This window comes from Nocardiopsis sp. KDC1DS13DA1 (assembly GCF_055632325.1).
Window position 1 is genome coordinate 386,417 of record NZ_JBVMUY010000014.1, and the last position, 25,333, is coordinate 411,749.

Sequence of the window (25,333 nt, forward strand, 5' to 3'; positions counted from 1 at the left end):
TCCGGCCCGTCCCCCTTTCCCGAAGGACCACCACGATGACCGCACCGCGCCCCGCGCGGGTGACCGTGCACGCACCGGCCACCAGCGCCAACCTCGGCCCGGGCTTCGACGCCCTCGGCCTCGCCGTCCAGCTGTACAACCGGTTCGACGCCGCCACGCGCGACGACGGCCGGATCAACGTCGCGGTCACCGGCGAGGGAGCGGGTGAGGTGCCGCTCGACGAGCGGCACCTCGTGGTGCGCGCCATGCGCGAGACCTTCGAGCGGGCCGGGGAGAAACTGCCGGGGATCGACCTGACCTGCGTCAACAACGTTCCGCACGCGCGCGGGCTCGGGTCCTCCTCCTCGGCGATCGTCGGCGGCGTCGCCGCGGCGTCAGCCCTGCTCGGCCGGACCGGTCCGGACGGGGGCCCGGACCGGGACTGGATCTACCGGATCGCCGCCGACATCGAGGGCCACCCGGACAACGTGGCTCCCTGCGTGTACGGCGGCTACACCGTCGCCTACCGCGGTGCGCAGGGGTGGGGCGCGGTCTCCCTCGCCCCGGACGCCCGGATCCTGCCGGTCCTGTGCGTCCCCCCGTGGCGGCTGTCCACCGAACGCGCGCGCGGTCTGCTCCCCGAGCGGGTCACGCACGCCGACGCGTCCTTCAACGCGGGGCGTTGCGCGCTCATGACGGCGGCCGTTTGTGGCCACCCCGAAACCCTGTACACGGCCACCGAGGACCGGCTACACGAGTCCTACCGCGAACCGGCCATGCCGCGTACCCTCGAACTCATCCGTGACCTGCGCGAACAGGAGAGGCTGCCCGCGGTGGTCTCCGGTGCGGGGCCGACGGTGCTCGTCCTGTGCGCCGTGTCGGAGGGCGAGGCGCGCGCGGATTCGCCGGAAATCGCCCACCAGATTGATTCGATCGCTCGGCGGGCGGGTAATGATTGGGACATACGCCCCCTGCGCGTCGAGCCGGCGGGGGTGTGGACCCCATCTCCCCATCCGTAGCACCTGTGTTGAGGAATAGCCGTGGCCTCTGGTGATGTTAGGCTAGGTGAAGCACCAGATGCCCCGTTGCGGGGCGAGTGCTCATCCGCCACAGCGGCTTCCGCGACCCATACTCCGACGGTCCGGTCTGACGACCGTTCGGAGGCGGCGGCCACTGTGTCGAGTCAGCGGTTTCCCCGCGACTGTGCCCACGTCACCAAAGTCAGCACCTCTTCCTCGGATGAGCGTGTCACCACGGCTGACGGGCATCACCACCGAGCCATCCGCCCCGACGTCTGGCTGTACCCAGAGTCCGCCGCGATTGGGTAGGGGACCGTCATCCGCCGGTTTCCAGCATCCACGTGGGGCAAGCCCTACCCGGCCCCTGCCGGATAGCACCACCGGGCCGGCCGATCAAGCAATCCGCTGACGGCCGAGGCCCGCTCCTTGGGAAGGACCCTTAGTGAGCGACACCACCGAACTCCACACGGACGCGGCGGTCGACAGCAAAGCCACCACCGGCGCCTCCGGAGCGGAGGCCGGCAGCGCCGCACCCTCGGGAGCGTCGGCGTCGTCGCGGTCCCGAGCGGCCACGCGCGGGACCGGGCTCGCCGCCCAGAGGCTCCCCGAGCTGCAAAAGCTCGCGTCGAGCATGGGTATCACCGGTGCGGGGCGCATGCGCAAGAGCGACGTCATCGCCGCGATCGAGGCCAAGCAGGGCGGCCCCGTCGCCGCGCCCGCGAAGGCCAAATCCGCGAAGAAGGCCGATGTGGAGCCCACGGCCGGTAAGGTCGAGTCAACCGACGGCCAAGCCAAGACCACGACCTCCGCGACGTCGGACAACGGCGACACCGCACGGACGGGTGCGGGTGAGCGGCCGTCGGGCCAGGCCGTGGCCGAATCCCAGGGTGCTCGGGGCGACAAGCCGTCCCGCAGCCGCCGTTCGTCCCGCAAACGCGGAGACGAGTCCGGTGACCAGCCCCGATCGGCGGACGGCACCGACTCCACTACCTCCGCGAGCAGCGTGACCAAGACATCCAGCACCCCCCAGAAGAACGGCCCCGACACCTCCGAGGACCGTGAGCCGAGGTCCGGGCAGGGTCGCGAGCGCCAGCGCAACCGCCGCAACCGCAACCGCGGCGGGGACGACCAGAACAACACCGGTGCCCAGCAGGGCGGTGGCGGCCAGAACCAGGGCCGCGGCGGTGGTGACGACGACGACTTCGGCGGCGGTGGCCGCAGGCGGGGTCGCCGCCGGGACCGTCGGGACCGCCGGGGACGCGGCAGCGGCCAGGACCAGGAGCCGGTGATCGGCGACGACGACGTCCTGCTGCCGGTCGCGGGCATCCTCGACATCCTGGACAACTACGCGTTCGTCCGGACCACCGGCTACCTGCCCGGGCAGAGCGACGTCTACGTCTCCCTCGCCCAGGTGCGCAAGCACGGCCTGCGCAAGGGCGACCACATCATCGGTGCGGTCCGCCAGCCCCGCGACGGCGAGCGCCGGGAGAAGTTCAACGCCCTGGTGCGGTTGGACTCGGTCAACGGGATGTCCCCGGACCAGGCCAAGGGCCGCCAGGAGTTCTCCAAGCTCGTCCCGCTCTACCCGCAGGAACGACTGCGCCTGGAGACCGAGCCGAACGTTCTCACCACGCGCATCATCGACCTCGTCGCACCCATCGGCAAGGGGCAGCGCGGGCTCATCGTCTCGCCGCCCAAGGCCGGTAAGACGATGGTGATGCAGGCGATCGCCAACGCCATCACCGAGAACAACCCCGAGTGCTACCTCATGGTGATCCTGGTCGACGAGCGGCCCGAGGAAGTCACCGACATGCAGCGCACGGTCAAGGGCGAGGTCATCCACTCGACCTTCGACCGTCCGGCCGAGGACCACACGGTCGTCGCCGACCTGGCCATCGAGCGGGCCAAGCGGCTCGTGGAGATGGGCATGGACGTCGTCGTCCTGCTGGACTCCATCACCCGCCTGGGCCGCGCCTACAACCTGGCCGCCCCGGCCAGCGGGCGCATCATGTCCGGTGGTGTGGACTCCACGGCCCTGTACCCGCCCAAGCGCTTCTTCGGCGCCGCCCGCAACATCGAGGGCGGCGGCTCGCTCACCATCCTGGCGACCGCGCTGGTGGAGACCGGCTCGCGCGCCGACGAGGTGATCTTCGAGGAGTTCAAGGGCACCGGCAACATGGAGCTCAAGCTCAACCGGAGCCTGGCCGACAAGCGGATCTTCCCGGCCGTGGACGTCGACGCCTCCAGCACGCGTAAGGAGGAGATCCTGATGTCGCGCGAGGAGCTCAACGTCGTCTGGAAGCTCCGCCGGGTGCTGCACGCGCTCGACACCCAGCAGGCCATCGAGCTGCTGCTGGAGAAGATGCGCGAGTCCAAGAGCAACGCCGAGTTCCTGCTCCAGGTGCAGAAGACCACCTAGCGCCCGGTCGTGACGCACGGCGGCCCCCACCCGTACGGGAGGGGGCCGTTCGGCTCACACGGGAGCTCCCGCGCCCCCGAGCACGGGAATGGACACTGGTCCCGGGAGCGTTGAGGGTCTGGCAGACTGGTAACCGGGACCGGCCCGTCCCTCCGCGAGGGGCCCGCCACCCGACCACCTGGATCTACGCGGCACCGGTTCGCGCATGACCCACCACGCACGCGCCACCTCCTCGGGTGGTGCGCCTGGCATGCGTCCGGCGGTCGCCCTGAAGAGGAGACGCACATGAAGGCCGACATCCACCCCGAATACGTGGCGACTGAGGTGACCTGCACCTGCGGGGCCCACTTCATCACCCGTAGCACCATCACCGAGGGCAAGCTGCGCGCCGACGTGTGCTCCGAGTGCCACCCGTTCTACACCGGCAAGCAGAAGATCCTGGACACCGGTGGCCGGGTCGCCCGCTTCGAGAAGCGCTTCGGCAAGCGCAAGTAGCGCCGCCCCCGCTCCCGTGGCGCCGCCCCGCGGGGTCGGCGCCGCGGGACGGGTCCATCCCCGCACGGGGAACGGTGAGGCGAGGCGAACGAACAAGACGGGGACGTGGCGGAAGTGAAGCTGGACGACCTTCTGGGGGAGTACTACGAGCTGGAACAGCAGCTCGCTGACCCCGAGGTGCACGCTGACCAGAACCAGGCGCGCACACTGGGCAAGCGATACTCGCAGCTCACCCCGATCATCGAGGCCTACCGGTCGCTCAAGGGGATCGAGAGCGACATCGGGGCCGCGCGCGAGCTCGCCGCCGAGGACCCGTCCTTCGCCGAGGAGGCCGACCGGCTGACCCAGGAGGCCGAGGACCTCACCGAGCGCCTGCGCTACCTGCTCATCCCCCGCGACGCCGCCGACGACAAGAACCTCATCATGGAGGTCAAGGCGGGTGAGGGCGGTGAGGAGTCCGCCCTGTTCGCCGGCGACCTCGTCCGCATGTACCTGCGCTACGCCGAGCGGCAGGGGTGGAAGACCGAGGTCATCGACGCCACCCACTCCGACCTGGGCGGGTACAAGGACATCACGATCGTCTTCAAGAACAGGGGCACCCCCGAGCCCGGCACCGGCGTGTGGCCGATGCTCAAGTTCGAGGGCGGCGTCCACCGCGTCCAGCGCGTGCCGGTCACCGAGTCCCAGGGCCGCATCCACACCTCCGCCGCCGGTGTGCTCGTCGTCCCCGAGGCCGAGGAGATCGAGGTCGACATCCAGGACAAGGACCTGCGGATCGACGTCTACCGCTCCTCGGGTCCCGGCGGCCAGAGCGTCAACACCACCGACTCCGCGGTCCGCATCACCCACATCCCGACCGGCATCGTGGCCTCCTGCCAGAACGAGAAGAGCCAGCTCCAGAACAAGGAGCAGGCCATGCGCATCCTGCGCGCCCGCATCTACGCCGAGGCCCAGGCCAGCGCGGACGCCGAGGCCGCCGCCGAGCGCAAGAGCCAGGTCCGCACCGTCGACCGCTCCGAGCGCGTGCGCACCTACAACTTCCCGGAGAACCGCATCTCCGACCACCGAGTCGGCTACAAGGCCTACAACCTCGACCAGGTCCTCGACGGGGAGCTGGGCGGGGTCGTCCGGGCCCTGGTGGACGCCGACACCAAGGAAAGGCTCGAAGCCGCGCAGTCATGAACTTCCTGCTCGACGAGGTCGCCCGCGCGACACTGAGACTCGCGGAGGCGGGTGTGGCATCGCCTCGCACGGACGCCGAGGAACTCGCGGCGTTCGTGCACGGTGTCCGTCGAGGGGAACTGCACACGGTGCGCGACGCCGACTTCGACGCCCGGTACTGGGAGTGCGTCGCCCGGCGCGAGGCCCGTGAGCCGCTCCAGCACATCACCGGCCGCGCCTACTTCCGCTACCTGGAACTCCAGGTGGGGCCGGGCGTGTTCGTCCCCCGACCGGAGACCGAGATCATGGTCGACTGGGCGATCGAGACCCTGCGCGCCATGGACGTGGCCGACCCGCTCGTCGTCGACCTGGGCACCGGCTCCGGTGCGATCGCGATCTCCATCGCCCAGGAGGTCCCGCGCTCGCGCGTGCACACCGTCGAGATCGACCCCGCGGCCCTGGAGTGGGCCCGCCGCAACATCGACGCGAGCGGACACGCCGACCGGGTCACCTCCCACCTCGGCGACATGCGCACCGCCCTGCCCGAGCTCGACGGCCGCGTCGACCTGCTCATCAGCAACCCGCCGTACGTGCCCACCGACGCGGCGGGCGACATCCCGCCCGAGGTGCGCGACTACGACCCCGCCCCGGCCCTGTGGTCCGGCGAGGACGGCCTCGACATGATTCGCGACCTGGAGGCGGTCGGCCGCCGCCTGCTGCGTCCCGGCGGTGCGATGGCCGTCGAGCACCACGACGGCCAGGGCATCGACATCCCGTGGCTGTTCCCCGAGGACAGGGGATGGCGCGACGTCCTCAACCGCAAGGACATGGCCAGGCGCGACCGCTTCGTGGTCATGCGCCGCGCTGACGAGGACGGCTAGGCTGTGTTCGCTGTGGTCCTCCGCTTCGTTTCGGACCGTGTTCGGGCGCCCGCAAGGCCAGGTGTCGCCATCCTCGGCCGCGCCTGTCGCCCGTTCCTCGCTCGCGGCCTGCCTCGTCTTGCAGACCCCTGGCGGTGCCCGAACGAGACCTCCACCCCCACCCGATCCGCTTGAGAATGAGGTGAACGCTGGTGAGCCGCATCTACGACTGCTCGGACGAGGCCGCCCGCAGGGACGGCATCGCCGACGCCGCGTCCGCGGTACGCCGAGGCGACCTTGTCGTTCTGCCGACCGACACCGTGTACGGCATCGGCACCGACGCCTTCAGCCCGACGGCGGTGGCGGGCCTGCTCGCCACCAAGGGGCGCGGCCGTGACATGCCGCCGCCGGTACTGGTCGGTTCGATGCGCGCCGCCATGGCGCTCGTCGAGGACCTGGGCAACCACGGCCGGGACCTCATGGACGAGTTCTGGCCCGGTCCGCTGACCCTCGTGTGCACCGCGACCCCGAGCCTGAACTGGGACCTGGGCGACACCAAGGGCACCGTGGCCGTCCGCATGCCGATGGACCCGGTCGCCCTGGAGCTGCTCAAGGAGGTCGGGCCGATGGCGGTGAGCAGTGCCAACAAGTCCGGCCGGCCCGCCGCCTCCCGGGTGGAGGAGGCGGTCGAGCAGCTGGGTGAGGAGGACGTGGCCGTCTACCTCGACGGCGGTGTGAGCGACTCGCCGGTCGCCTCCACCATCGTCGACCTCACCTACGCGGTCCCGCGGGTGCTGCGTGCCGGAGCCATCAGCATCGAGCAGCTGCGCGGGGTGTGCGGCACCGTCATCGGTGAGCTGCGCAAGGGGCGGACCAAGCCGAAGGCGGCCGAGGAGGCGACGGCCTCCGAGGAGGCCGGGGACTCCGGTACCCCCGAGGAACCCGGGACCTCCGAGAACGCGAAGGCGCCCGCCGCCGGAGCGGACGAGGGCCCGTCGGACTCCGCGCCCACCGGTTCCGACACCTTCGGCGAGGGCGGTCGGACCGCGGACGGCGACCGCACCGAGAACTAGAGGGGCCCGGACGTGCGGGAGTACGCACTCACCTTCGTCATCGCCGCCGCGGTGACCTATCTCCTCGTTCCGCTGGTGCGCCGCGGCGCGATCTGGTTCGGGGCCACGCCTCCGGTGCGCGACCGCGACGTGCACACTGAGCCCATCCCGCGCCTCGGCGGGATCGCGATCTACGGCGGTTTCGCCGCGGCGCTGCTGATCTCCGCGCAACTGCCGCACCTGCAGAACGTCTTCGTCGCCCACACCTGGCGCGGGCTGCTCCTGGCGGGCGGTCTGATCACCGTCATCGGGATCATCGACGACCGCTGGGGCATGGACGCGCTCAGCAAGCTGGCGGGACAGGTCGCCGCCGCGGGGATCCTCGTGTCGCAGGGGGTGCAGCTGCTGTGGCTGCCGCTGCCCGGCACACAGCTGTCCCTGGGGCCGTGGCTGGGCGCGATGATCTCGGTCCTGCTCATCGTGGTGACCATCAACGCGGTGAACTTCGCCGACGGACTGGACGGGCTCGCGGCGGGCATCGTCGGCATCTCGTCCCTGGCGTTCTTCGCCTACTACTACGTGGTCGCGGTGGACCAGGGGTTCGTCCGCCAGTCGTACCCGGCGATGATCGCGATCATCCTGGCGGGCACGTGCGTGGGCTTCCTCTTCCACAACTTCCATCCGGCCCGGGTGTTCATGGGCGACACCGGGTCGATGCTGCTGGGGCTGCTGCTCACCTCGATCACCATCACGGTGACCGGCCAGTTCGACGCCAACACCGCCCGGGAGGAGTTCAACTCCTCGGGCCTGGTGGTCTTCCTGCCCATCCTGCTTCCACTGCTGGTCATCGCCCTGCCCCTGGCCGACCTGGTACTGGCGGTGCTGCGCCGCACCCTGGCGGGCAAGTCGCCGTTCGCACCGGACCGCGGCCACCTGCACCACCGTCTGCTGGACATGGGGCACAGCCACGTGCGCGCGGTGCTCCTGATGTACCTGTGGGCCGGGATCGTGGCCTTCGCCTCGGTGTCGCTGTCGATCTTCGACTCGCCCGCGATCGTTCTGTCGGTGACCGCCCTCGTCGCCACCTGCGCGGTCGGGCTCATCGCGCTGCCGCGGCTGCGCCGCCGGGGTCTGCTTCCCTGGAACGGCCGCCGCGGGGCCGTCGCGGCCCGGAATCACCATCCGACATCCGATGGATGAAGGAACGGTCACGCGCCGGAACGAGGTTCCCCAAACGCGGTGTCCATGACCTGCGATGTCGGACTTGGGGCGTGGTGTGGTGAAGGTGACATCAGTGCGGGAAAGCGCCCGCACAAGGGCCTTCGTGCGGCGTTAAGGGTGCGTTAAGGAACCCCGGGATTCGGCACCAAAAACCTTGTGATAGCTTTCACGAGCAGGATCCCACTGAACCCCACGGAGCTTTGTCATGCAGGAACACGACGCCCGGATTCTCCGCGGCGCCGCGCTTCCGACTGCCGTCGTCGGCGTGGTCGCGCTTGTCGCCGGTGTCGCTCTGGCCGGGACCCAGGGCCTGTTCGGTGCGCTGTTCGGCGCGGTGCTGGTCATCGGCGCCTTCGCCACCTCGGCCTTCGTCATCTCCTGGACCGGCGGTCGACGACCGGAACTGCTGCTCCCCGTGGCGTTCCTGGTCTACACGACCAAGCTCGGTATCCTGCTGGCCATCCTCCTCCTGTTCAGGGGCACCACGGCCCTGGACACCACCGTCTTCGGGTGGACGGCGCTCGCCTGCGTCATCGCGTGGCTCGCGGCCCAGGCCGTGGCCATCAAGCGCAGCAAGCAGCCGACCATCGTCCCCGAGGGGGAACAGGACGAGGCCACCACCGAGGACAGTGGGGTACACCAGTGAACCCGCGCGGGCGGGGTGGTGTGCGCAGCCCGCTGACCTACTGCTATCTTCCGGAGCGAGATGAACGAGAACCGAAACGGGGACGACGGACCGTCGACCCCCAACGGCACGACTCTCGTCTCGTATCTGCTGGGGGGCCTCGCCTTCTGGGGCGGCGTGGGCTGGGTCGCCGACTGGGCGCTGGGCTTCTCCGCCCTGTTCCTGCCCATCGGGATGGTCATCGGCCTGGTCGGCGGGATCTACCTCATCTACGCCCAGCATGTCCGGTCCTGACCGAACATCGAGGTGCGCCCGCCCGCGCTCGGCGCGGCACCGTACCGAACACAACCCTGAGGATTGAGTTGCGTCACGACGAAAGGGATCGCCGTGGGTGCTGACGTGAGCGTCGTCGCGGCGTCCGAAGAAGGCTGCCACATTTTCAACGACTTCGGCTGCGGGTTCGAGGCTCCGACCACGAGCCTGTTCTTCCCGACGCCGTGGTTGGACTTCGGGCTTCCCGGAACCTCCGGGCTGAACAAGTACTACCTGGTCGCGGTCGTCGCCCTGCTGGTCGCCGCCGCCTTCTGGTACTTCACCACGCGCAGGGCCAAGGTCGTCCCCGGCCGCGGCCAGAGCGTGGCCGAGATGCTGGTCGGCTTCCTGCGCGACCAGGTCACCCGGACCGCCATCGGCAAGGAGGGGGACCGCTACCTCCCCCTGATGGTGACCCTGTTCATCTTCATCTTCAGCATGAACATCATGGGTCTCATCCCCGGCCTCCAGCTGCCGGTGACCTCCAACCTGGCCTTCCCCGCGGTCCTGGCCATCATCGTCTTCCTGCTGTGGAACGTCATCGGCATCCGCCACCACGGGTTCGGCGGCCACTTCAAGGCCCGGCTGGTCCCCAGCGGCGTCCCGGGGTGGATCCTGCCGGTGGTCGTACCGATCGAGGCGCTGTCGAACTTCATCATCCGGCCCGCCACGCACATGATCCGTCTGTTCGCGACCATGTTCGCCGGGCACCTGCTGCTCGCGCTGTTCGCGGCCGCCGGGTTCTACATGTTCAACCCCACCTCCCCGATGGGCCCGCTCTTCGGCGCCATCTCGGTGGGCTACTCCGGTATCGCCCTGGTCGGCTTCCTGGTCTTCACGGCCTTCGAGCTGTTCATCATGGCGGTGCAGGCCTACGTCTTCGTCCTCCTGTCCTCCATCTACATCGGTGAGGCGCTGGAGGGCGCGCACTAGGAGTACGGCCGCACGGCCGGCGTCTCCGCGCACCCCAAGACCCCGTCCGATTCGTCACCCACACCGGCGTCACCATGATCGTCGGCGAGTAGTAAAGGGAAAATCAGCATGGACATCGTGATCTCCGGCAGCCTCAACACCATCGGTTACGGTCTCGCCGCCATCGGCCCCGGCATCGGCGTCGGCCTCGTCTTCGGTCTCGGCGTGCAGGCCATCGCCCGCCAGCCCGAGGCGCGCGGCGTGCTCCAGGGCCAGATGATCTTCGGCTTCGCGGTCATCGAGGCCCTCGCCATTCTGGGCTTCGTCCTCGCCTTCGCGCGCTAGTCCAACCCGGCAATAGAACGCGAAGGGGATGCCAACCGTGATTTTGGCAGCTGAACATGAGAACGTCCTGCGCATTCACTGGGACGAGTTCACCTTCGGTCTCATCGCCTTCCTCGTCATCCTGGCCGTCGTCTACAAGATGTGGCCGAAGCTGACGAAGGCGCTTGACGAGCGTGCCGACCAGATCGAGGGTGGCATCGCTCGCGCTCAGAAGGCCGAGGCCGAGGCGGACGAGATCCGCCAGCAGTACAAGGAGAAGCTCGAGGAGGCGCACCGCGAGTACGCCCAGGAGCTGGAGAAGGCCAAGGAGCAGCGCGCGGCGATCATCGCCGAGGCCCGCGAGGAGGCCCAGGTCGAGGCGCGTCGGATCGTCGAGGCCGCCCAGGCCCAGGTCGAGGCCGACCGCCAGCAGGCCGTCATCCAGCTCCGCGGTGAGATCGGTGCCCTGTCGACCGAGCTCGCGACCCGCATCGTCGGTGAGACCCTCAGCGACGACGCCGCGCGCTCGCGCGTGGTGGACCGGTTCCTGGAGGAGCTGGAGCAGAGCGAGGGCTCGACGCAGGCCGAGGTGCGCTGATGCGTGGTATCAGCCGTACCTCCCTGGCCGAGGTGACCCGGCGCCTGGATGAGAACGTCCTGGCGTCGGCCGACGCCGGTCAGTACGCGGCCTCCCTCGGCGGCGAGCTCTTCGAGGTCGTGGCCCTGCTCGGCGGCGAGCACTCGCTCCGCCGCTGGCTGGCGGACCAGTCCAACCCGGCCGAGAGCAAGACCGCCCTGGTCGGGCAGCTGCTGGAGACCAAGGTGTCGCCGTCCACGCTCATCGTGGTGGGCGACGTCGTCCAGCAGGACTGGTCCTCCGCGGCCGACATGGTCGAGGCCGTCGAGCGCACGGGCGTGTACGCCACGGTCGCCTCCGTCGAGGGCTCGCGCCTGGACGAGCTGGAGGACGAGCTGTTCCGCTTCCAGCGGATCGTCGTCTCCCAGCCGGAGCTGCGCGCGGCGCTCACCCGCGAGGGTGTGGCCGCCGAGCACCTGCGCTCGCTGGTGGAGAACCTGCTCTCGGGCAAGGTGAGCTCCGCGACGCTGACCCTGGTCAGCGAGGCGGTCACCCGTCCGCGGGGACGTACCCTGGAGCAGGCGCTCGAACACTTCGGGCAGTTGGTCGCCGAGCGGGCCCAGCACTACGTGGCCGTGGTCCGTGCCGCACACGTCCTGAGCGAGGCCCAGCAGGAGCGCCTGCGGACCGCGCTCAGCCGCAGGTACGGCCGCGACATCCACCTGAACATCGAGATCGTCCCCGAGGTCCTGGGTGGACTGTCCATCCAGGTGGGCGACGAGGTCATCGACGACACCATCGCCGGGCGCATCGCTGAGGTCCAGCGCCGTCTGGCTCGCTGACACACGCGAACACGCAAGGCAAGCACGCACGGCGCCGGCCCGGCGCCATTTGAGAGCAAGGACAACGCAGAGATGGCGGAGCTGACGATCCGGCCGGATGAGATCCGGGACGCGCTGCAGCGCTTCGTCCAGTCGTACGAGCCTGACGCCACCCGCGCGGAAGAGGTCGGAACCGTCACCTACTCCGGTGACGGCATCGCCCGCGTCGGTGGCCTTCCCTCGGCGATGGCGAACGAGCTGCTGAAGTTCGAGGACGGCACCCTGGGCCTGGCCCAGAACCTGGAGATCGGTGAGATCGGTGCTGTCGTGCTGGGCGACTTCACCAGCATCGAGGAGGGCCAGAAGGTGCGCCGCACCGGCCAGGTCCTCTCGGTGCCGGTGGGCGACAACTTCCTTGGCCGCGTGGTGGACCCCCTGGGTGCCCCCATCGACGGCAAGGGCGAGATCGAGACGACCGAGCGGCGTGAGCTGGAGCTCCAGGCCGCCACGGTGATGGAGCGCAAGCCGGTCCACGAGCCGCTCCAGACCGGTATCAAGGCGATCGACACGATGACCCCGGTCGGCCGCGGTCAGCGCCAGCTGGTCATCGGTGACCGCCAGACCGGTAAGACCGCGGTCTGCATCGACGCGATCATCAACCAGAAGGCCAACTGGGAGACCGGCGACCCCGACAAGCAGGTGCGCTGCATCTACGTCGCGGTCGGCCAGAAGGGCTCCACGATCGCCGGTGTGCGCGGCGCCCTCGAGGAGGCCGGCGCGATGGAGTACACCACCATCGTCGCCGCTCCGGCGTCCGACCCCGCGGGCTTCAAGTACCTGGCCCCCTACACCGGTTCGGCCCTGGGCCAGCACTGGATGTACGAGGGCAAGCACGTCCTCATCGTCTTCGACGACCTGACCAAGCAGGCCGAGGCCTACCGCGCCGTGTCCCTGCTGCTGCGCCGCCCGCCGGGCCGTGAGGCCTACCCGGGTGACGTCTTCTACCTGCACTCCCGTCTCCTGGAGCGCTGCGCGAAGCTCTCCGACGAGATGGGCAGGGGTTCGATGACCGCGCTGCCGATCATCGAGACCAAGGCGGGCGACGTCTCGGCGTACATCCCCACCAACGTCATCTCCATCACCGACGGCCAGGTCTTCCTGGAGAGCGACCTGTTCAACCAGGGTCAGCGCCCGGCCATCAACGTCGGTGTCTCGGTCTCCCGTGTCGGTGGCGCCGCGCAGACCAAGGCGACCAAGGGCGTCTCCGGTACGCTCCGCCTCAGCCTGGCGCAGTACCGCGAGCTGGAGGCGTTCTCCGCCTTCGGTTCCGACCTGGACGCGGTCTCCAAGCAGCAGCTGGAGCGCGGCGCCCGGATGATGGAGCTGCTCAAGCAGGGCCAGTACTCGCCGTTCTCCATGGAGAAGACGGTCGTGTCCATCTGGGCCGGTACCACCGGCAAGCTGGACGACGTCCCGGTCGAGGACGTGCGCCGCTTCGAGGAGGACTTCCTGGCCTACATCGACCGCGAGCACGCGGGCGTCCTGGCCGGTATCCGTGACAGCGGCAAGTTCGAGGACACGGACAAGAAGACCCTCGAGGGCGCGGTCGAGAAGTTCAAGCAGGGCTTCAAGACCTCCGCCGGCACGATGCTGGGCGCCGAGGCGCTCGACGAGGAGAAGGTCGGCCAGGAGACCATCAAGGTCGCCAAGGGCGGGAAGTAACCCATGGGTGCACAGCTTCGCGTCTATCGCCGGAGGATCCGCTCGACCAAGGCGACGGCGAAGATCACCCGCGCGATGGAGCTCATCGCCACGACGCGCATCACCAAGGCGCAGCGTGCGGCGGAGGCTGCCGGACCCTACGCGCGGGAGATCACGCGGGCCGTGTCGGCTCTGACCGCCAGGGTCAGCGACCACCCGCTGCTGGCCGAGTCGGACGAGCCCACCCGTGCCGCCGTGCTCGTCATCACCAGTGACAAGGGCCTTGCCGGGGCCTTCTCGGCGAACGTCCTCAAGGAGGCGGACTCCCTGACCCAGCTCCTCAAGGAGCAGGGCAAGGAGGTCCTGACCTACATGGTGGGGCGCAAGGGTGTGAACTTCTACAGCTTCCGCGACCGTCCGGTCGAGGCCAAGTGGGAGGGCATCACCGAGCGGCCGACCTACGCGCACGCCCAGGAGATCGGCTCCGCTCTGCTGGAGAAGTTCACCACCGACGCGGCCGACGGCGGCGTCGACGAGATCCACGTGATCTCGACGGAGTTCGTCTCCATGCTGACCCAGCGGGCGCACACCGTCCGGACCCTCCCCCTGGAGGTCGAGTCGGTGTCGAAGGAGGAGCTGGAGGCCGAGCAGGGGCCGCTGTCCCTGTACGAGTTCGAGCCGTCCGCGGAGGAGGCCCTGGACCGACTGCTGCCGCAGTACGTCACCAACAGGATCTACTTCTCGCTCCTGGAGTCCTCCGCGTCCCAGCAGGCGTCCCGTCGCGCGGCCATGAAGGCCGCGACCGACAACGCCGAGGAGCTCGCCAAGAACCTGACCCGTCTGGCCAACCAGGCGCGTCAGGCCGAGATCACCAACGAGATCAGTGAGATTGTCGGCGGTGCCGACGCGCTCGCTGCTGCCAGCGCGGGAAGTGAGTAACAAAAGTGACTGCGACTGTTGAAGGGACGGCTGGGGCTGGCACCGCCACCGGCCGCATCGCCCGGGTCACCGGCCCGGTCGTCGACGTGGAGTTCCCCGTCGGCTCCCTCCCTGCCCTCTACAACGCCCTGCACACCGACGTCACCGTCGGTGGCAAGGAGAAGACCGTCACCCTGGAGGTCGCCCAGCACCTGGGTGACAACCTGGTGCGGGCCGTCTCCCTGGCCCCGCAGGACGGCATGGTGCGCGGCGCCGAGGTGCGCGACACCGGCTCCCCGATCAGCGTCCCCGTGGGCGACGTCGTCAAGGGCCACGTGTTCAACACCCTGGGCGAGTCCCTGGACGTGCCCACCTCGGAGCTGAACGTCACCGAGCGCTGGCCGATCCACCGCGAGGCCCCGGCCTTCGACCAGCTCGAGTCCAAGACCGAGATGATGGTCACGGGCATCAAGGTGATCGACCTCCTCACCCCGTACGTGCGCGGTGGCAAGATCGGTCTGTTCGGTGGCGCCGGTGTCGGCAAGACCGTGCTGATCCAGGAGATGATCACCCGTATCGCCCGCAACTTCGGTGGTGTGTCCGTGTTCGCCGGTGTCGGCGAGCGCACCCGTGAGGGTACGGACCTCTTCCTGGAGATGGACGAGATGGAGGTCCTCCAGGACACCGCTCTCGTCTTCGGCCAGATGGACGAGCCCCCGGGCACCCGTCTGCGCGTGGCGCTGTCCGCCCTGACGATGGCGGAGTACTTCCGCGACGTCCAGAAGCAGGACGTGCTCCTGTTCATCGACAACATCTTCCGTTTCACCCAGGCGGGTTCGGAGGTCTCCACGCTGCTGGGCCGCATGCCCTCGGCCGTGGGTTACCAGCCCAACCTGGCGGACGAGATGGGTCAGCTCCAGGAGCGGATCACCTCGACGCGCGGTCACTCGATCACCTCGATGCAGGCGATCTACGTCCCCGCGGACGACTACACCGACCCGGCTCCGGCGACCACCTTCGCCCACCTGGACGCGACGACCGAGCTCTCCCGCCCGATCTCGCAGAAGGGTATCTACCCGGCGGTGGACCCGCTGGCCTCCACCTCGCGCATCCTCGACCCGCAGTACGTGGGCGAGGAGCACTACCAGGTGGCCCAGCGCGTGAAGGAGATCCTGCAGCGCAACAACGACCTGCAGGACCAGATCGCCATTCTCGGTATGGACGAGCTGTCCGAAGAGGACAAGATCATCGTCAACCGGGCGCGGCGCCTGGAGCGCTTCCTCTCGCAGAACATGTTCGTCGCCGAGAAGTTCACCGGCAACCCGGGCGTGTTCGTACCGCTGGAGGAGACCATCGCCTCCTTCAAGGCGCTCTGCGACGGTGAGTACGACCACCTGCCCGAGCAGGCGTTCCTCGACGTCGGCAACATCGAGATGGCCGTCGAGAAGGCCAAGAAGCTGCAGGGCTAGTTTCTTGCGGGCGGGTCGGCTCCGTGACGGGGTCGACCCGCCCGAACTCGCCCGCTAGCCGAGGAGTTTGTGGCAGTGTCGAAGAAGCTTTTCGTCGAGATCGTCTCTCCCGAACGTGAGGTTTGGGCGGGCGAGGGCGACATGGTCATCGCCAAGACCGTCGACGGCGAGATCGGTGTGCAGCCGGGGCACCTGCCCGTGCTCGCGCTCCTGGCCCAGGACGCGGTCGTGCGCGTCACGGGCGCGCGCGAGACCGGCGAGGTGCGGGCGGCCGCACACGGCGGTTTCATGTCGGTCACCGGTGAGGGCCGGGTCTCCATCCTCGCCGAGACCGCCGAGCTGGCGGAGGACGTCGACGTGGACCGTGCGCGCACCGCGCTGTCGAGTGCGACCGAGGAGGGCGACAACGACGCCCTGGGTCGTGCCCGCAGCCGCCTGCGTGCCGCTGGCGAGGACGTCGCCTAGCGAACCTGGGACCGAGGGGGGACATGGAGCAGCCGGAATCCGCTCTGGCGGGAATGGTCTCGTGGCCGGGGTCGACGCAGTGGGTCGTCCTCGTCCTGTTCCTGGTCCTCCTCGCGGTGCTCGCCGGAATCACCCTGCGGCGGTGGTTCCTGGTACGCCGGGGCGGGGCCGTGGAGTGTTATCTGCGTGCCCCCGGTGTACGGGGACGCCGGGGCTCCTGGCGTATCGGTTTCGGCCGGTACGGAACGGAGAGCCTGGGCTGGTTCCCGATCTTCTCGCTCAGACCGCGGCCGACAGCGATGCTGTCGCGCCGCGGTCTCGTCGTTGTGGGGCGTCGGTCCCCCGACGAGCACGACCGCGCCCACCTGCCGGGTGACGTGAGCGTCGTCCAGGTCGCCTGGACGGGTGCGGACGGCGCGGACCCGCTGGAGCCCGAGTTCGAGATCGCGATGGGCGACGCCGCGCTGACCGGGTTCCTGTCCTGGATGGAGTCGATGCCTCCGGGGACGCAGTGGGAGGCGTGAGTGTCGTCCTTCACAGAGGTGCGCCGGGCACCTAGGGTGGCCGCATGATCGTCGCCTTCTCTGTGACCCCGCTCGGCACGGACGAGCACATCGCTCCCGCCGTCGCCCGCGCGGTGAGGGTGGTCCGCGACAGCGGGCTGCCCAACGAGACCACCTCCATGTTCACCAGCGTCGAGGGTGACTGGGACGAGGTGATGGACGTGGTCAGGCGCGCGGTCGAGGCGGCCGGGCAGGGCGCGCACCGCATCAGCCTCACCCTGAAGGCGGACATCCGCGAGGGGGTGGTCGACGGCCTGCACAGCAAGGTGGAGGCCGTCGAACGCGAACTGGCCGAGTAGGCCGTCCGGGCGAGGGACGGGCGGGTCGAGCCGCGAGCGGGGAACGGGCGTCAGGCGGGGAGGAATTGCCGCCTCCGGGGCGCACGCACACGGTCCGAAGCGAGGCGGCAGGCCCACAACAGGCGCGGCTAACGCTCTCCGCCGGGCTTCCACAGGATCTCGTCACCGTCGGAGGCCACGTACCTGCCGAGGATGAACAGCAGGTCCGACAGGCGGTTGAGGTACCGGGCGGTGAGCGGGTTGACGGTGTCGCCGTGCTCCTCGATCGCCGCCCACACGCTGCGTTCGGCCCGGCGGACCACGATGCGCGCCGTGTGCAGCAGCGCGACCGTGGGGGAGCCCCCGGGCAGGATGAAGCTGCGCAGGGTGGGCAGGTCGGCGTTGTAGGTGTCGCAGGCCTCCTCCAGCCGGGTGACGTACTCCGGCAGGACGCGCAGCGGAGGGAACTCCGGGTCGGGCACGATCGGGGTGGACAGGTCGGCCCCGAGGTCGAAGAGTTCGTTCTGCACCCGCGTGAGCAGGTCGCGCACGTCGCCGGGGATCTCACCCATGGCCAGGGCGACGCCGATGGCGGCGTTGGCCTCCTCGGCGTCGGCGTATCCGACCAGCCGCGTGTCGTTCTTGCCGGTCCGGCTCATGTCGCCGAGCGCGGTGGTGCCCTGGTCACCGGTGCGGGTGTAGATCTTCGACAGTACGACCGGTGTGTCCGTGTCCCGTGTGGTCATGGACCCAGCCTATGCCCGGAACGGTCGGCCTCCGGTGCGTCCGGTGCTGGGATGATACGACGGTGATTCCTTGGAAGTCGTGTGACGGAGGATAACTGTTCCGCATCATGGGGTGAAGGTGACCCATGTCACTGGTACCTTGTTGCACACAGGGAGCTACAGAACGTAGTTTCCGCACGGTGTCCGTATCGGCGGTCCCGAGTGGACGAAGATGAGGGGGGCCACCCGGGCACGCCGTGGAGGGGGAGGCACCGTTCGGGGCGGGCGGCGTGGAACCGGGGGGTTCACGCCACCCGCCCCGACCCGTGTGTCGGTGGCGGCGGGTGCCGCCGGTCCGCCTGCTAGCGGACCCAGTCCTCGCCCAGTCGGGCGAAGTCCGGAGCCGCGGCGGTCCGGAACACACCGTTCACCGGCAGGGTGCTCTCCGCGAAGAACTCGACGCCGTGGGCGCCCGCCGCGGACAGCTCGCCCAGGGAGTCACTGTTGACGTTCTCCAACGTGTCCCCGGCCGTGTGGTAGTACGGGTCGAAGGTCTCCCCGGCGGTACCGCCGTACCACTCCGCCTGCTCCTCGGTCTTGACGCCGTCGGCGCCGCTGAACAGGCCGCCGATCGGGACGCCGGCGAGGGCGAACGCCCGGTAGTCGGTGCGCCCGCTCAGCACGCCGGGTTCGCTGACCTGGTCCTGGGAGTCGAAGTACTCCTCGAAGACCTGGGCGATCGCTCCCGAACCGGACGGCGCCGACTCGGAGTCGGCCAGCTCACCGCTGCCGTCCAGGACGAAGCGGGCGTAGTTGCTGGAGCCGATCATGTCGAAGTTGAGGTAGAGCGCGATGTCGTCGAGCTCGCCCTCGTCCAGCCCCTCCACGTACCGGGTCGAGCCGATCAGGCCGCTCTCCTCGGTGCCCCAGAAGGCGAAGCGCACCTTGTTGTTGGTCGGCGCCTGCTCGGCGAGCTGGATGGCGGTCTCCAGGACGAACGCCGAACCGCTGCCGTTGTCGTTGATCCCCGGGCCCTCCTCGACGCTGTCGAGGTGACCGCCCACGACCACGACGTTGTCGTCGCGCCCGTGCCGGGTCTCGGCCAGGATGTTGAAGGACTCGCGGGTCCGGACGGTCGAGTCGACCGCCACCCGCAGTTCCAGGGCGTCCCCGGCGGCCAGCAGGTCGGCGCCCGCGGTGCCGGACACCCCCAGGACCGGGATCTGCGACGGCTCGCTGACGGTGCCCGCGAAGAGCTCGTCGGAGCTGTTGACCACCAGGACCGCCGAGGCCCCGGCGTCGGCCGCGTTCTGGGTCTTCTGGGCGAAGGAACAGGCTCCGCGCATGGTGACCGCGACGGCGCCCGCGGGGAAGCCCGCGAAGTCGTCGGCGGTGCAGCCGCTGTCACCGCTGTCGACGTCCACCGGGACGCCGGGGGCGGTCACGTCGCCCGCCGCCGAGTAGCTCATGGTGAGGTAGTCGGTCCCGCTCACCAGGTCCACCTGGTCGGGGGCGGTCCGGCTGAGGACGGCCTCGGAGTTCTCCTCCCAGGCGGTGTACTCGTAGTGGTCACGGTAGGGCTCGTAACCGGCCCGCTCCAGCTGGTCCTCGACGTACAGCGCGGCGACGTCGTAGCCCGGCGTGCCCGAGGCGCGGTTGCCGCCGTTGTAGTGGGCGATGGTGGAGAGGTTCTCCAGGTGCTGCTCGATCGCCTCCGCGGTCACCGCCTCCGACAGCGGGTGGCCCGCGTGGTCGGGGATGCGGGCGTGGTCGGGCGGGCCCGGCTCCCCGCCGGGGGCGGCGTGGGCGGGTGCCGCCGCGGCGAGGGTTCCGGCGGCCATCAGCACAGCCATGAGTCCGGCCGTCGCCGTGCGCCGGGCCGTGGGGGAGGGGGATGCTCCCCGGCGGTGTCGTCGAACGCGGTCATGGGTCGGTCGCAACGAGCCTCCTCCGTCGTACGGGACCGTCGCGCCGCGGGCGCGGGGGGACGGGTACCCGTGGTGGGTGTAGCGACCGGTGCAGCCTGTCACCGTGCCGAGGCGCCAGGCAAGGAGGTACGGGGAAAATTGCCACAATCAGCCACGGGTCTTACGTCCTGGTGATCACTGTGGTTGGATGGTCTGCCCGATCTGAGCAGAACGTCTGCCCCGGGTGCGGTTCCGCCGTCCACCGTTCCGGGTGGAGCGGGCCCTAGCCGTCGGTCTCGTGCGGGTGCTTGCGCCGCTTGTACCTGACGTCCACGCCGCCCATGACGGCGATCCCGCGGACGTGCACGACCGGCGCGCCGGGGGGCGCCGGTCGACGCTGCCCGCGCCCGCCTCCGAAACCGCCCATGATCGGCAGGCCGTGCACCCGCACCTCGATGTCGTCGGGGGCGATGATGTCGATACCGCCCATGACGCACCCGGCCCAGATGGTGGTCTCGTGCTGGGTGAACCGCGCCTCGCGCAGGTCGAGGTCGACCCCGCCCATGCAGGTCGCGGCGACGAAGTGGTTCGGGACCACCCAGCTCCCGGAGCGGTCGGCGCCGCCCATCACCGCGATCGCCACCCGGCTGGTGGGTTCGGCGTCGGTGACGCGCCGGACGCCGCGCGCGGACCGGGGGGAGCCGACGGGCGTGGCGGGGGCGGCGTCCCCGCTGACTTCGGGCAGGTCCTCGGTGATGGGGACGAGTTCGCCGAGCGTCTTGGCCCGGTAGACCGCCTCCAGGCGCTCGCCGTGCTCCTCGGCGTCGAGTCGGCCCTCGGCGAGGGCTTCGCGGAGTTGGTGCGCGACGGCGTCGCGGTCGGCGTCGGAGGCGCGCATCCTGCCTTCGTCCGAGGGGGTGATCTCGTTCATTCTCTCCACCATGGTTCGATTGTCGCGTCGCCGGCGGCCTCGCCGGATCAGGGACGATCCCTGACCCGCCCCTGATCCGGTGCGCTCAGGAGCCGGAGAGCAGACCGCGTCGGATGGCCTGGCTGACGGCCGCCGTGCGGTCGGCCACCCCCAGTTTGTCGTAGGCGCGCATCAGGTGCGTCTTGACCGTGGTCGCGCTGATGTGCAGGGCCCGGCCGATCTCGGCGTTGGTGCCCCCGTCTGCGGCCAGCCGCAGGACCTCCGTCTCCCGTGGCGACAGCGCGGGTGTCTCCGTGCGCCGCCGGACCCCCGCCATCAGGCGGCCCGTGACCGACGCGGCGAGCACCGTCTCACCCCGGGCGGCCGCGCGGACGGCCTCCGCCAACGCCGCCCGGGGCGTGTCCTTGAGCAGGTACCCGGTGGCCCCGGCCTCCACCGCGCGCAGGATGTCGGTGTCGGTGTCGTAGGTGGTGAGCACCAGGACGTGGCAGCCGGGGTGCTCGGCGCGGATGCGTTCGGTGGCCGCCACCCCGTCACCGCCGGGCATGCGCAGGTCCATCAGGACCACGTCGGGGGAGAGTTCGGCGACCCGGGCCACGGCCTCGGGGCCGCTGGACGCCTCCCCGACGATCTCCAGGTCGGCTTCGGCGGTGAGCATCCCGCGGATGCCCTCCCGCACCACGGGGTGGTCGTCGACCAGCAGCAGGCGGATCATCATGGGGTCCTGTTCCCCTCACATGCGGTGTCGTCGCTGGTGGATCTCGGTGCGGGTACGGGCTCCGCCACCAGGGGAAGCACCAGGCGTACGGTCGTTCCCCGGCCCGGGGCGCTGTCGATCTCCCACCGGCCCCCGATCGCGTCCGCCCGGGCCCGCATCCCGGTCAGCCCGTGGCCGCCCGGGCCGCCCGGGGTGAAGCCGAGCCCGTCGTCGGTGACGGCCAGCTCCACCGACTCCGGCGTGAAGGCCAGGGCCACGTCGGCCCGTTCGGCGCGGGCGTGTTTGCGGACGTTGGCCAGGGCCTCCTGGGTGGTACGCAGCAGGCACACCTGGTGCGTGCCGGGCATCGCGGTCGGGGCTCCGTCCACCCGCAGCCGCGCGGTGATGCCGAGTTCGCGGCCGAACCGCTGGATGATGCGGGACAGCGCCGCCTCCAGGGTCTCGTTCTCCAGTTGGACCGGTTGGCGGGCCGCCACGATGGCGCGCGCCTCGGCCAGGTTCTCGGCGGCGGTCTCGTGCATGAGGCCCAGATGCCGACGGGCCAGGGCGGGGTCGGTGTCCATCTCCGACTCGACCGCCTGGCTGAGGGCGATGATGCTGGTCAGCCCCTGGGCGAGGGTGTCGTGCAGCTCCCGTGCCAACCGCTCGCGCTCGGCGAGCGCTCCGGCCTCCTCCGACAGGCGCACGCTCTCCTCCTGGCTGGCCCGCAGCGCGGCGATCAGCTGGGCGCGCTCACGGCTCTGCGTGACCACCCGCCCGAACCAGCGCGCGAACCACAGGGAGAAGAACATGATCACGAGGAAGATGAGGAGCTGCGGACGGGCCTCCTCCCAGGGCAGGGTGCCGGCCGACGAGCGGATGAGGATCGGACCGGCCAGCAGTGCGCCGGTCGCGGCCGTTCCCCACCAGGCGCCCCCCGTCATGAACACGAGCGGGGCCGAGGCGAACATCGAGAAGGTGGTCGTGGGGTTGAGCAGGTGGGCCGGGACGAGCAGCGCCACCAGGCCGAGCAGGAAGGGGAGGGTGCGCGCGCTGCCGTGGAACTCCTCCGACGGGAGCGGGCGGAGCAGGCGGCGCCCCGCCAGGAAGTACCAGCCGACCGCGCCGCCGATCAGCGCGGCCGAGCCCCAGCCCCGCCAGCCCTGCGCGGTGAGCACGGAGACGACGGCGACCACGGCCATCGCCCCCGCGAAGTAGGCGTCCCACGCCCGCCCCACCCGCCAGGCGTGGGGACCCTCCCGCTCCTCCGCCATCGACCGACTACCCGTCCTTCCTCGTCTTCCACCGGAACGTGGCCAGCGTCAGTACCAGACCGAGCACGCACCACACCCCCAGGGCGGTCGCGACCGCCGGGAGGTCCCACGATCCGGTCGACTCCATGACCGCCGCCCCGTCAGGGTAGAGGGCGGCGCGCATCCCCTGTGCCATCCACTTGAGCGGGAAGAGCGAGGCCGCGTTCACCAGCCACTCGGGCAGGACCGCCACCGGAACGAAGACACCGGAGGTGAACTGCAACGCCAGGAACGGAACGATCACGATGGCCGAGGCCGTGTTGGGACTGCGGGCCAGTGAGCTGAACGCGACCCCCAGCAGGGTGCAGGCGACCGTGCCGAGCACGAACACCCAGGCCATCGTGGCCCACGCCGCCGGTTCGGAGGGCAGCCGGACCCCGTACACCCCGACCGCGATCGCCAGCAGGATCAGGACCTGGCCCAGCGCCAGGACCAGGACGAGCGCGGTCTTGCCGACGAAGTACGCCGCCGGGGGCATCGGTGTGCCCCGCAGCCGCCGCAACGTGCCGTTCTCCCGCTCCAGGGCGATGGAGATGGCCAGGTTCTGGAAGCTGACCGACATCAGCCCCATCGCGACCAGTCCGGGCAGGTAGAACTCGGCCGCGGTCATGTCCGTCCCCGTGGAGCCGTCGAAGATCACCCCGAACAGCAGCAGGATCAGGGACGGAAGCGCGAAGGTGAACACCACCCTCTCCCAGTGCTGGGCGAACTCGCGCAGCTCCAGCCGGGCCCGGGACAGACCCACCCGCACCGGACCGGGCAACGGCCGTTCCACCGTCGTCACCGTGCTCACGCCATCGCCTCCGTCGTCTCCTCGGCCCGCGGGGTGGTCCCGATCAGGTCCAGGTAGGTCTCCTCCAGGGTGGGCCGGTGCACGGTCAGCCCCGGGACCTCACCGGGGTGGGCCTCCATCAGTTCGCGCACCACCCGGGTCGGCTCGTCGGTCTGGACGCTGCGCCGTTCACCCTCGTCCAGCCAGGCCACCGTGGTGCTCGCGCCGGACCGCCCGCCCAGTGAGGCGGGGGTGCCCTCGGCCCGGACCCGGCCGGCCGCGATCACGCACACCCGGTCCGCCAGCGCCTCGGCCTCCTCCAGGTAGTGCGTGGTCAGCACGATCGTGGTGCCGTCCCCCGCCAGGCCCCGGACCATCGCCCAGAAGTCGCGGCGCGCCCCGGGGTCGAAGCCGGTGGTGGGCTCGTCGAGGAAGAGGACCTCGGGGCGGCCGATGATGCCCAGGGCCACGTCCAGGCGCCGCCGCTGTCCGCCGGACAGAGCCGTCACGGAGGCGTCGGCCCGCTCGGTCAGCCCGGCCAGGGCGAGCACCTCGTCCACGTCGCGCGGCCGGGGGTAGTACCCGGCGAAGTGTCGGACCACGGCCGAGACGGCCAGTCGGGGGGCCTCGGTCTCGCTCTGCCACACGATGCCGACGCGTGAGCGCCATCGGCGCCCCGCGCGGCCGGGGTCGGCGCCCAGCACCCGCAGGGTCCCCGCGTCGCGGGTGCGGAAGCCGGTGAGGATCTCCGTGGTGGTGGACTTGCCCGCCCCGTTGGGGCCGAGCAGGGCGAACACCTCGCCACGGGTGATGGTCAGGTCGATGCCGTCGACGGCGGCGCGGCCGTCGTACTCCTTGCGCAGTCCGCGCGCCTCGATGACGGCTTCACGGGGGTCGTACTCCATGCCCCGATCGTGTCCCGCGGACGGCCGGTCCGGTATCCGCCGTCCGGGTCCTCCTCTGTCCTCCGTTCGGAGGACGAGGGTCAGAACAGACGCAGGGTGTCGGGTTCGATCCCGCGCAGTTCGTCGTAGTCGAGCACCACGCACGAGATCCCGCGGTCCTCGGCGAGCACGCGCGCCTGCGGCTTGATCTCCTGGGCCGCGAACACGCCGCGCACGGGGGCCAGTTGCGGGTCCCGGTTGAGCAGTTCCAGGTAGCGGGTCAGCTGCTCGACACCGTCGATGTCGCCGCGCCGCTTCAGCTCCACGGCCACGGTCGCGCTCCGCCCGTCCCGGCACAGGATGTCGACCGGTCCGATCGCGGTCGGGTACTCGCGGCGGATCAGCGTGTAGCCGTCGCCGAGCGTGGTGATGTGCTCGGCCAGCAGCTCCTGGAGGTGCGCCTCGACGCCGTCCTTCTGGAGCCCGGGGTCCTTGCCCAGTTCGTGCGAGGTGTCGTGCATGACCTCCTCCACGGTCAGCACGAGCTTCTCGCCGGACTTGCTGTGCGTGACCGTCCAGACGTCGGGGCCGTCGGTGACGGTCTCCTCGCGGAGCCTGCACGGCGGGTTCATCCAGTTGAGCGGCTTGAACGCCCGGTCGTCGGCATGGATGGACACGCTCCCGTCCGCCTTGATGAGGATCAGGCGGGGAGCCATGGGCAGGTGGGCGGTGAGCCGGCCGACGTAGTCGACGCTGCACCGGGCGATGACGAGACGCACGGCGGCAACGTTACCGCCTTCCGGCAAGCCCGCGGTCCGGAAATCGGGTGACACCGTCCACGCCGGTGCGAAGCGCCGTGTTACTGGAGAGTAACCTGAGGGTCGGCGGCCCTGGCGCCCCCGCCCGCCGACCGTGTGCCTCGGTCGTCGGGCC

The 25,333-nt window shown here is 70.2% G+C and carries 27 protein-coding genes; 19 read left to right on the plus strand and 8 right to left on the minus strand.

All coding sequences use genetic code 11. The annotated features are described in order from the left end of the window. Positions 1 to 35 precede the first annotated feature (35 nt). From thrB to ACTVAJ_RS10170, 19 genes are all read left to right on the plus strand, one after another. Positions 36 to 998, plus strand: coding sequence for a homoserine kinase (thrB, locus tag ACTVAJ_RS10080; RefSeq protein WP_470387810.1), 963 nt, complete (start codon positions 36 to 38; stop codon positions 996 to 998). A 442-nt stretch (positions 999 to 1,440) separates the two neighbouring features. Further along, positions 1,441 to 3,417: a transcription termination factor Rho gene (gene rho / locus ACTVAJ_RS10085; RefSeq protein ID WP_470387811.1), complete on the plus strand. Its 1,977-nt coding sequence runs from the start codon at positions 1,441 to 1,443 to the stop codon at positions 3,415 to 3,417. Positions 3,418 to 3,702: 285 nt separating this feature from the next. Beyond that, positions 3,703 to 3,912: a 50S ribosomal protein L31 gene (gene rpmE, locus ACTVAJ_RS10090; protein ID WP_017600361.1), complete on the plus strand. Its 210-nt coding sequence runs from the start codon at positions 3,703 to 3,705 to the stop codon at positions 3,910 to 3,912. A gap of 114 nt (positions 3,913 to 4,026) precedes the next feature. Then, complete coding sequence (prfA, locus tag ACTVAJ_RS10095; RefSeq protein WP_470387888.1) at positions 4,027 to 5,094, plus strand: peptide chain release factor 1; 1,068 nt, start codon at positions 4,027 to 4,029, stop codon at positions 5,092 to 5,094. Then, positions 5,091 to 5,954 (plus strand): peptide chain release factor N(5)-glutamine methyltransferase, encoded by an 864-nt coding sequence (gene prmC, locus ACTVAJ_RS10100; RefSeq protein ID WP_470387812.1) that lies wholly within the window; start codon positions 5,091 to 5,093, stop codon positions 5,952 to 5,954. The genes prfA and prmC overlap by 4 nt, the downstream gene beginning before the upstream one ends. Positions 5,955 to 6,145: 191 nt before the next feature. Then, positions 6,146 to 7,006, plus strand: coding sequence for an L-threonylcarbamoyladenylate synthase (locus ACTVAJ_RS10105; RefSeq protein ID WP_470387813.1), 861 nt, complete (start codon positions 6,146 to 6,148; stop codon positions 7,004 to 7,006). A 12-nt stretch (positions 7,007 to 7,018) separates the two neighbouring features. Further along, positions 7,019 to 8,185, plus strand: a complete 1,167-nt coding sequence (locus ACTVAJ_RS10110) for an MraY family glycosyltransferase (RefSeq protein WP_470387814.1) — start codon at positions 7,019 to 7,021, stop codon at positions 8,183 to 8,185. 226 nt (positions 8,186 to 8,411) lie between these two features. Further along, the gene (locus tag ACTVAJ_RS10115) at positions 8,412 to 8,852 is read left to right on the plus strand and encodes a hypothetical protein (protein WP_470387815.1); all 441 of its coding nucleotides are present in this window, start codon (positions 8,412 to 8,414) and stop codon (positions 8,850 to 8,852) included. A gap of 60 nt (positions 8,853 to 8,912) precedes the next feature. After that, on the plus strand, positions 8,913 to 9,125 hold the full coding sequence (locus ACTVAJ_RS10120; protein ID WP_470387816.1) for a hypothetical protein: 213 nt from the start codon (positions 8,913 to 8,915) through the stop codon (positions 9,123 to 9,125). A 93-nt stretch (positions 9,126 to 9,218) separates the two neighbouring features. Then, complete coding sequence (atpB, locus tag ACTVAJ_RS10125; protein WP_470387817.1) at positions 9,219 to 10,076, plus strand: F0F1 ATP synthase subunit A; 858 nt, start codon at positions 9,219 to 9,221, stop codon at positions 10,074 to 10,076. Positions 10,077 to 10,184: 108 nt separating this feature from the next. Next, a complete protein-coding gene (gene atpE, locus ACTVAJ_RS10130) occupies positions 10,185 to 10,400 on the plus strand; it encodes an ATP synthase F0 subunit C (RefSeq protein WP_470387818.1) in 216 nt (71 codons plus the stop codon). Positions 10,401 to 10,428: 28 nt separating this feature from the next. After that, entirely contained in the window at positions 10,429 to 10,977 is a 549-nt protein-coding gene (atpF, locus tag ACTVAJ_RS10135) for a F0F1 ATP synthase subunit B (RefSeq protein WP_470387819.1), read from the plus strand. Next, positions 10,977 to 11,798 (plus strand): F0F1 ATP synthase subunit delta, encoded by an 822-nt coding sequence (locus ACTVAJ_RS10140; protein WP_470387820.1) that lies wholly within the window; start codon positions 10,977 to 10,979, stop codon positions 11,796 to 11,798. The genes atpF and ACTVAJ_RS10140 overlap by 1 nt, the downstream gene beginning before the upstream one ends. 72 nt (positions 11,799 to 11,870) lie before the next feature. Next, positions 11,871 to 13,499, plus strand: coding sequence for a F0F1 ATP synthase subunit alpha (atpA, locus tag ACTVAJ_RS10145; RefSeq protein ID WP_470387821.1), 1,629 nt, complete (start codon positions 11,871 to 11,873; stop codon positions 13,497 to 13,499). A 3-nt stretch (positions 13,500 to 13,502) separates the two neighbouring features. Further along, positions 13,503 to 14,417, plus strand: coding sequence for a F0F1 ATP synthase subunit gamma (locus tag ACTVAJ_RS10150; RefSeq protein WP_470387822.1), 915 nt, complete (start codon positions 13,503 to 13,505; stop codon positions 14,415 to 14,417). A 5-nt stretch (positions 14,418 to 14,422) separates the two neighbouring features. Then, the gene (gene atpD / locus ACTVAJ_RS10155; protein WP_470387823.1) at positions 14,423 to 15,865 is read left to right on the plus strand and encodes a F0F1 ATP synthase subunit beta; all 1,443 of its coding nucleotides are present in this window, start codon (positions 14,423 to 14,425) and stop codon (positions 15,863 to 15,865) included. A 75-nt stretch (positions 15,866 to 15,940) separates the two neighbouring features. Beyond that, a complete protein-coding gene (locus tag ACTVAJ_RS10160) occupies positions 15,941 to 16,330 on the plus strand; it encodes a F0F1 ATP synthase subunit epsilon (RefSeq protein ID WP_470387824.1) in 390 nt (129 codons plus the stop codon). A 23-nt stretch (positions 16,331 to 16,353) separates the two neighbouring features. Continuing rightward, positions 16,354 to 16,854, plus strand: a complete 501-nt coding sequence (locus ACTVAJ_RS10165) for a DUF2550 domain-containing protein (RefSeq protein ID WP_470387825.1) — start codon at positions 16,354 to 16,356, stop codon at positions 16,852 to 16,854. Positions 16,855 to 16,898: 44 nt separating this feature from the next. Then, positions 16,899 to 17,192, plus strand: coding sequence for an MTH1187 family thiamine-binding protein (locus ACTVAJ_RS10170; RefSeq protein ID WP_470387826.1), 294 nt, complete (start codon positions 16,899 to 16,901; stop codon positions 17,190 to 17,192). A 128-nt stretch (positions 17,193 to 17,320) separates the two neighbouring features. Here ACTVAJ_RS10170 and ACTVAJ_RS10175 read toward each other — a convergent pair whose 3' ends face one another. The 8 genes from ACTVAJ_RS10175 to nucS all read right to left on the minus strand — a co-directional run bounded on the left by ACTVAJ_RS10175 (position 17,321) and on the right by nucS (position 25,179). Further along, on the minus strand, positions 17,321 to 17,917 hold the full coding sequence (locus tag ACTVAJ_RS10175) for a cob(I)yrinic acid a,c-diamide adenosyltransferase (protein WP_470387827.1): 597 nt from the start codon (positions 17,915 to 17,917) through the stop codon (positions 17,321 to 17,323). Between the two features lie 341 nt (positions 17,918 to 18,258). After that, on the minus strand, positions 18,259 to 19,749 hold the full coding sequence (locus tag ACTVAJ_RS10180) for a M20/M25/M40 family metallo-hydrolase (protein WP_470387828.1): 1,491 nt from the start codon (positions 19,747 to 19,749) through the stop codon (positions 18,259 to 18,261). A 337-nt stretch (positions 19,750 to 20,086) separates the two neighbouring features. Continuing rightward, complete coding sequence (locus tag ACTVAJ_RS10185) at positions 20,087 to 20,746, minus strand: DUF1707 SHOCT-like domain-containing protein (protein WP_470387829.1); 660 nt, start codon at positions 20,744 to 20,746, stop codon at positions 20,087 to 20,089. 73 nt (positions 20,747 to 20,819) lie between these two features. Next, positions 20,820 to 21,449, minus strand: coding sequence for a response regulator transcription factor (locus tag ACTVAJ_RS10190; protein ID WP_470387889.1), 630 nt, complete (start codon positions 21,447 to 21,449; stop codon positions 20,820 to 20,822). Beyond that, positions 21,449 to 22,705 (minus strand): sensor histidine kinase, encoded by a 1,257-nt coding sequence (locus ACTVAJ_RS10195; RefSeq protein ID WP_470387830.1) that lies wholly within the window; start codon positions 22,703 to 22,705, stop codon positions 21,449 to 21,451. The genes ACTVAJ_RS10190 and ACTVAJ_RS10195 overlap by 1 nt, the downstream gene beginning before the upstream one ends. A gap of 7 nt (positions 22,706 to 22,712) precedes the next feature. After that, complete coding sequence (locus ACTVAJ_RS10200; protein WP_470387831.1) at positions 22,713 to 23,537, minus strand: ABC transporter permease; 825 nt, start codon at positions 23,535 to 23,537, stop codon at positions 22,713 to 22,715. Further along, complete coding sequence (locus ACTVAJ_RS10205) at positions 23,534 to 24,421, minus strand: ABC transporter ATP-binding protein (RefSeq protein WP_470387832.1); 888 nt, start codon at positions 24,419 to 24,421, stop codon at positions 23,534 to 23,536. The genes ACTVAJ_RS10200 and ACTVAJ_RS10205 overlap by 4 nt, the downstream gene beginning before the upstream one ends. A gap of 80 nt (positions 24,422 to 24,501) precedes the next feature. Continuing rightward, on the minus strand, positions 24,502 to 25,179 hold the full coding sequence (gene nucS / locus ACTVAJ_RS10210; RefSeq protein ID WP_470387833.1) for an endonuclease NucS: 678 nt from the start codon (positions 25,177 to 25,179) through the stop codon (positions 24,502 to 24,504). Positions 25,180 to 25,333 lie beyond the last annotated feature (154 nt).